This is a genomic window from Streptomyces sp. NPDC042638, assembly GCF_040647235.1.
GTDB lineage: Bacteria > Actinomycetota > Actinomycetes > Streptomycetales > Streptomycetaceae > Streptomyces > Streptomyces rameus.
Genome location: NZ_JBEZBT010000045.1, coordinates 22,423 through 28,869, shown reverse-complemented (window position 1 = coordinate 28,869; position 6,447 = coordinate 22,423). Strand labels below are relative to the sequence as shown.

Annotated in this window: 5 protein-coding genes; 2 read left to right on the top strand and 3 right to left on the bottom strand. The window is 73.7% G+C overall.

Annotation, left to right across the window (positions count from 1 at the left end; genetic code table 11):
- On the top strand, positions 1-828 hold an 828-nt coding region (locus tag AB0B40_RS28710; RefSeq protein ID WP_362266326.1), incomplete at its 5' end, for a hypothetical protein.
- 6 nt (positions 829-834) lie between these two features.
- Here the strand turns inward: AB0B40_RS28710 and AB0B40_RS28705 are convergent.
- Entirely contained in the window at positions 835-2,922 is a 2,088-nt protein-coding gene (locus tag AB0B40_RS28705) for a DUF6350 family protein (protein ID WP_362266361.1), read from the bottom strand.
- Here AB0B40_RS28705 and AB0B40_RS28700 point away from each other — a divergent pair.
- Positions 2,883-4,010 (top strand): sigma factor-like helix-turn-helix DNA-binding protein, encoded by a 1,128-nt coding sequence (locus AB0B40_RS28700; protein ID WP_362266324.1) that lies wholly within the window; start codon positions 2,883-2,885, stop codon positions 4,008-4,010. The two genes, AB0B40_RS28705 and AB0B40_RS28700, sit on opposite strands and share 40 nt — an antisense overlap.
- Before the next feature lie 193 nt (positions 4,011-4,203).
- Here the strand turns inward: AB0B40_RS28700 and sucD are convergent, their stop codons facing one another.
- Together sucD and sucC are read right to left on the bottom strand one after the other, a co-directional pair.
- A complete protein-coding gene (sucD, locus tag AB0B40_RS28695; protein ID WP_345060375.1) occupies positions 4,204-5,088 on the bottom strand; it encodes a succinate--CoA ligase subunit alpha in 885 nt (294 codons plus the stop codon).
- A 28-nt stretch (positions 5,089-5,116) separates the two neighbouring features.
- Complete coding sequence (sucC, locus tag AB0B40_RS28690) at positions 5,117-6,295, bottom strand: ADP-forming succinate--CoA ligase subunit beta (RefSeq protein ID WP_345060373.1); 1,179 nt, start codon at positions 6,293-6,295, stop codon at positions 5,117-5,119.
- Positions 6,296-6,447 lie beyond the last annotated feature (152 nt).

Here is a 6,447-nt window from a genome sequence, read left to right as displayed (position 1 = left end):
TCCGGTCAGAGCGGTTCCGGGCAGGGCGGTTCCGGGCGAGACGGCGGGCGGCAGGACGACAATCCGTTCGCGCCGCCGCCGGAGGGTGCGCCGGACCGGCCGTGGCAGCCGCGTCATCCCGGTGGCTCACCGGGGCACCGTCCCGGTCACGGGCATGGTCCCGGGCAGGGGCATGGTCCCGGGCAGGGGCAGGGGCAGCCGGGTGTCGGTCAGGGGCACGGGCAGGCTCCCGGGGGCGCTCAGGGGCCCGGCGGCGGTGAAGGGCCCGGCGGCGGGGCGCCCTGGGGCGGTCAGTGGAGCGACCGGCAGCCCGGACGCTCCCCCGGCGGCTTCGGCGAGCGGCCGGGCGGCGGCCCGCAGGGGCCCGGCGGTCCGGCCGGCCCCGGCATGCGCTGGGATCCGACGGACCCGGCGCAGCGCCGCGCGCGGTACGCACTGCTCTCCGGCATGTGGTCGGTCTTCTTCGTCCTGTTCAGCTGGCCGTACGTGGCCCTGTTGCTGGGCGCGCTGGCCCTGTACTGGGGCAGCAGCGCGCTGCGCGCCAAGCCGCGCCGCCCGGCCCCGGACGCCTCGGCGAACCCGGCGGGTGCGGCGAACCCGACGGCTCCTGCGGCTCCGGCCGGCCGTCCCCAGACGACAGCGGCCGTCGGCGGCCTGATCACCGCCTCCCTGGCCCTGGTCCTGGTCGCCTCGACCTTCACCGTCCAGCTGGTCTACCGCGACTACTACACCTGCGTCAGCGACGCCCTCACCCACGAGGCGAAACAGTCCTGCAACACCCTGCTGCCGCGGGAACTGCGCGGCGTCCTGGGCACGCAGAACGGCTGAGGCCGCTCACTCGGCGGAGTCCGGCCGGGCGTCAGAACGCGGGTCGGAGCGGGGACCGGGCCGGGGCTCCTGCCGGATCCCGCCGTCGGTCCCCGGCCGGATCCCGCCGTCGGTCCCCGGCCGGGTCCCGCCGTCCGTGCCCGGCCGGGTCCCGTCGTGGGGCTTCGGGCGGGGCTCCGGAGTCGGCCAGGGGGCGGGGTCGGCGGCGTCCCGGGACGCGGCCTCCTTCAGGGCCGCCCAGCGGGAGGCGCGGGCGACGTCGTCGTGCCATTCGCCGCGGAAGGGCTCGGCGAACGGGGTCGGGAACGGGTCCTCGGCGGGGACGAAGTCGTACAGGTCCTCCTCCGCGACTTCGGCCGTCCCGACGGTGGCCGCCGTTCGCGCGGGCGCCGGTGTCCTGCCCTTGGGCGCCTTCTTCTCCTTGCCGACGCCCTTGGCCTTGCCCCTGGCCCCGGAGCCGGTCCCGTCCGCGGCGCCGTCGGCCGCGTCCGCCCCCTGACCCGACGCGCCCTCGCCCGCCGCTGCCTCGGCGAGCGCCTGCACCCCGCCGGTCCGCACCGCCGCGTCCCCCCCGCCCCCCGCGTCCGACCCGTCCGACCCGTCCGCTTCCGGGACCGGAGCCGCCGCGACCGCAGGACCCGCCTGCTCGGCGTTCGCCGGCTCCCCCGCCTTCGCCGCGGCCGTCGGCGGCACCGCCGCCGTGCCGCCCTTCACCCCGTCGCCGCCCTTCGCCCCCTGCCCGGCCGCGGTGCCCGCTCCCGTCGCCTGCACCGGGACGCCGCCGCGGCGCGCGCGCCGGCGGCGCAGCCGCCAGGCCCGCGCGACCAGCGCCACCGGCAGCGCGAACACCAGCGTCCAGGCCCCGGCCGCTCCGCCGGTCCGCCACCACAGCGGGCCGAGCCGAGCCAGCGCGGCCACACCCAGCGAGCCGCCCGCCGCAAAGGCGAGCAGGGCCAGCGCCGCCGCGCAGACCGCGGCCGTCAGCAGGACCACGCCGGCGGTCCCGGCGGCCGACCAGCGGGCCCGCGCCCGCTCCCCGGTCCTGGGCCGCCGTACGGCCGCCCGCGCCACGAACCACCCCGCCGTCATCCCGGCCACCGCCGGCACCAGCCCCGCCGCCCAGTTCTGCGGCGTACCGGCGCCGGGGTCCGGCACCGCGGCCAGCAACGGGAACGGCGGCAGCAGCGGGGCGGGATGGGACGCGAGCGGACCGACCGGATGCCCGGTGCCGAGGTCGAAGCCGGCGCCGAGCGCGTAGGACGCGGCCCACACCGCGGCGTTGGGGATCAGCGCCACGCCGAGCAGCAGTACGGCGAACCGTCCCGTCCAGCCCGCCGTCATCTGCAGGAACGACGCCCGCGCCGGCTCGCCGTGCCACACCAGCGACGCCCCGACCAGCAGGGCCCCGCCCCCGAGGAGCACCGCCGTCGCGGCACCGGTGGCCCGTACGGCCGCACCCAGCCGGGCCCGTTCGTCCCCGCCGAACACCAGTCGCCGCACCGGGCCCGGCAGCACCTCCAGCACGCTCAGCAGGGGCTCGCGCGGACAGCCGTACGCCGACCACACCCCGGCACCGGCCGCGCCCGTCACCACCACCGGCAGACACACCGTCACCCACGTCCACTCCGGGCGCAGTTCACCGCCGGAGCAGTACAGCACCGCGGCGGCGCCGACACCCAGATAGCCGAGGACCACGCCCGTCCACGCGGTACGAGCCGGCACCGGTGGCGGGCCGTCCGGCTCGGCGGACGCGTCGGCGGCGTCCCGTGCCGCCCGGTACACCAGCCACACCGGCAGGGTGAGCAGCAGCAGCGGGGTGACGCCGACGGGCATCGGTACGCCGGAGAGCGTGTCGGTGCGGACCAGTTCGACACCGTGCGCCAGCAGCCACAGGGCCGCGGCGACGTGCAGCGCCCCGCCCGGTCCGCTGTCCGGATACGGCGAGCTGACCCACAGCACCATGACGACCACGGCGAGGGCACCGAGGCCCAGCCCGGCCGCGACGGCGCCGCCCAGCAGGCTCGCGCCGAGTCCGGGCGAGCGGTCGCGCAGCCTTGAGCGCAGGGGCGACAACGACGAGCGGCGGGCGGTCATCTGGATCACCCCGCCATGCTCCCAACGACACGCGCTTTCCCGGCGTAACAGGCGAACCCCCGAAGTGTCGCTCAATATATGTTTATGTTCTTTTTCGCACGAAAGGGCGCATGGTGACGACGACGCAGCCTTCAGCCAGCCCGCCGCCACCGCCGGGTAAACGCCGACGCCTGGGCCGCTCACGCCCGCTGACGTCGGCTCAGAGAACGCCCGGCCGGTCCGGCCCGGTCACCACAACGGAGGAACCGGAGCAACACGCCGCCGCGTCCGTCGCGTCCGGCCGTCCCGATCCCCTGACGCCCGCTCAGGCATTCGACGCCCTCTACGCGTTCTGCGCCCCCGCCCTCGTACGCCAGGCCTATCTGCTCACCGGGCGCCGGGAGCTGGCCCGCGAGGCCGTGGAGCGGGCCTTCCAGCTGGCCTGGCAGCGCTGGCCGGAGGTGGCCCGGGACCGGGATCCGGCCGGCTGGGTGCGGGCGGTGGCGTACGACTGCGCGCTCTCCCCCTGGCACCGCTTCCGTCCCCGGTACCGGTCGCCGGAACCCCCGCCCGCCGACCCCGCCGACCGGGAACTGCTGCACGTGCTGCTCACGCTGCCGCCGTCGTACCGGCGCACGCTCGTCCTGTACGACGGTGTGGGCCTGGACCTGCCGGAGACGGCGGCGGAGACGGAGGCGAGCACCCCGGCCGCGGCGAACCGGCTCACCCATGCGCGGAAGGTGGTGGCAGCGCGGGTGCCGGAGCTGGCCGATCCCGGCAGGCTGCACACCCGGCTGCTCGAACTCGCCTCGGCCGAGCGGCTGAGCGCGGCCAGGCCGCCGATCGTACGGACCGGCTGTGAGCGCCGGAACGTCTTCTGGACCCGGGCGGCCATCGCGTTCACGGTGACGATCGTCGGCGCGACGACGCTCACGCTGAGGACGGCACCGACGCGGTACGAGGCACCGGTGGCCCCGGCCCAGGCGGTACACGGTGTTCCGCCGCCCGTCGGACTGGGCCCGCTGTCGCGCGAGGACCAGGAGCTGCGGGCGAAGTTGCGGCAGGCGGAGACCAGTGGCCCGGAAAGGCTGGCACCGGAACCGGGGTGAGCCGTACGGCGCCCCCCGCCGGCACGGCGCCCCGCCGACACGCCGACACGCCGACACGCCGTCACGGCGACACGCTGTCACGGCGACACGCGGTGTGCCCGCGCCCGAGTCTTCGGCGTCCCGATCGGCCCGTACAGCCGGTAGGCCCGCCCCCACCGCGGGGAGCGGGCCTACCGAGCTGGAGTCGGGAAACTCAGGCGCCCAGGATCTCGCGGGCGAGCTTCGCCGTCTCGGTCGGGGTCTTGCCGACCTTGACGCCCGCGGCCTCCAGGGCCTCCTTCTTGGCCTGTGCGGTGCCGGAGGAGCCGGAGACGATGGCGCCGGCGTGCCCCATGGTCTTGCCCTCGGGCGCGGTGAAGCCCGCGACGTAACCGACGACCGGCTTGGTCACGTTCTCCTTGATGAAGGCCGCGGCCCGCTCCTCGGCGTCGCCGCCGATCTCACCGATCATCACGATCAGGTCGGTGTCGGGGTCGTCCTGGAAGGCGGCCAGCGCGTCGATGTGCGTGGTGCCGATGATCGGGTCGCCACCGATGCCGACGGCGGTGGAGAAGCCGATGTCCCGCAGCTCGTACATCATCTGGTACGTCAGCGTGCCGGACTTCGACACCAGGCCGATACGGCCCGGCTTGGTGATGTCGCCCGGGATGATGCCGACGTTCGACTGGCCCGGGGTGATGATGCCGGGGCAGTTCGGGCCGATGATGCGGGTCTTGTTGCCCTTCTTGCCGGCGTACGCCCAGAAGGACGCCGAGTCGTGCACGGCGATGCCCTCGGTGATGACGACGGCCAGGGGGATCTCGGCGTCGATGGCCTCGACGACCGCGTCCTTGGTGAACTTCTCCGGCACGAAGATGACGGAGACGTTGGCGCCGGTCTTCTCGACGGCTTCCTTGACGGTGCCGAAGACCGGTACCTCGGTGCCTTCGAAGTCCACGGTCTGACCCGCCTTGCGCGGGTTGACGCCGCCCACGACGTTGGTGCCGTCACCCAGCATGAGCTTGGTGTGCTTCATGCCGGTGGCACCGGTCATGCCCTGGACGATGACCTTGCTGTCCTTGTTGAGCCAGATAGCCATGGTGTGTTGGTGTCCTCGTCCTGAGTGCTTACTTGGCGGCGTGGGCCAGCTCGGCGGCCTTGTCGGCCGCGCCGTCCATGGTGTCGACGCGCTGCACCAGCGGGTGGTTGGCGTCCGTGAGGATCTTGCGGCCGAGCTCGGCGTTGTTGCCGTCGAGACGGACGACGAGCGGCTTCTCGACCTTCTCGCCGCGGTCCTCGAGGAGCTTCAGGGCCTGCACGATGCCGTTGGCGACCTCGTCGCAGGCGGTGATGCCACCGAAGACGTTCACGAAGACGGACTTGACGTCCGGGTCGCCCAGGATGATCTCCAGGCCGTTCGCCATGACCTGGGCGGAGGCGCCACCGCCGATGTCCAGGAAGTTGGCGGGCTTGACGTTGCCGTGCTGCTCACCGGCGTACGCGACGACGTCCAGGGTGCTCATGACGAGACCGGCGCCGTTGCCGATGATGCCGACCTCGCCGTCGAGCTTGACGTAGTTGAGGCCCTTCTCCTTGGCAGCGGCCTCGAGCGGGTTGGCCGCGGCCTTGTCGTGGAGCTCGTCCCAGTCGTGGCGGAACTCGGCGTTGTCGTCGAGCGACACCTTGCCGTCCAGGGCGAGGACCTCACCGGAGGCGACCTTCGCCAGCGGGTTGACCTCGACGAGGAGGGCGTCCGACTTGATGAAGGTGTCCCACAGCTTGACCAGGACGTTGACGACCTTGTCCGCGACCTCGGCCGGGAACTTGGCGGCCTCGACGATCTCGCGGGCCTTGGCCTCGTCCACACCGTCGATCGCGTCGATCGGCGTCTTGGCGACGGCCTCCGGACGGGTGGCCGCCACCTCCTCGATCTCCATGCCGCCCTCGACGGAGGCGATGGAGAGGAAGGTGCGGTTGGCACGGTCGAGGAGGAAGGAGACGTAGTACTCCTCGAGGATCTCCGGGGCGGTCTCGGCGATCATCACCTTGTGGACCGTGTGGCCCTTGATGTCCATGCCGAGGATGTCCGTCGCCCGGGCGACGGCCTCGTCCGCGGAGGCGGCCAGCTTGACGCCACCGGCCTTACCGCGACCACCGACCTTCACCTGCGCCTTGACGACAGACTTGCCGCCCAGCCGCTCGGTGATCTCGCGCGCCGCCTCAGGCGTGTCGATGACTTCACCGGCCAGCACCGGTACATCGTGCTTGGCGAAGAGGTCCCTCGCCTGGTACTCGAACAGGTCCACGCGCTTCCGTCCCTATCAGTGATCTCGCGGTTCGTTGGATGCGTGGGCGTGCCGCGAAGGGCAACGTGACGTCCGCTGTCACTAGGGAAGCGCACACGGTGTCCGAGCGCGCGGCATGTCCGTCTCGCAGGTTATCTCTGCTTGCGGGGGCC

Coding starts and splice junctions, on each gene's coding strand:
- AB0B40_RS28705 (WP_362266361.1), bottom strand. CDS start 2,922: ATGACCGCCCGCCGCTCGTCGTTGTCGCCCCTGCGCTCAAGGCTGCGC.
- sucD (WP_345060375.1), bottom strand. CDS start 5,088: ATGGCTATCTGGCTCAACAAGGACAGCAAGGTCATCGTCCAGGGCATG.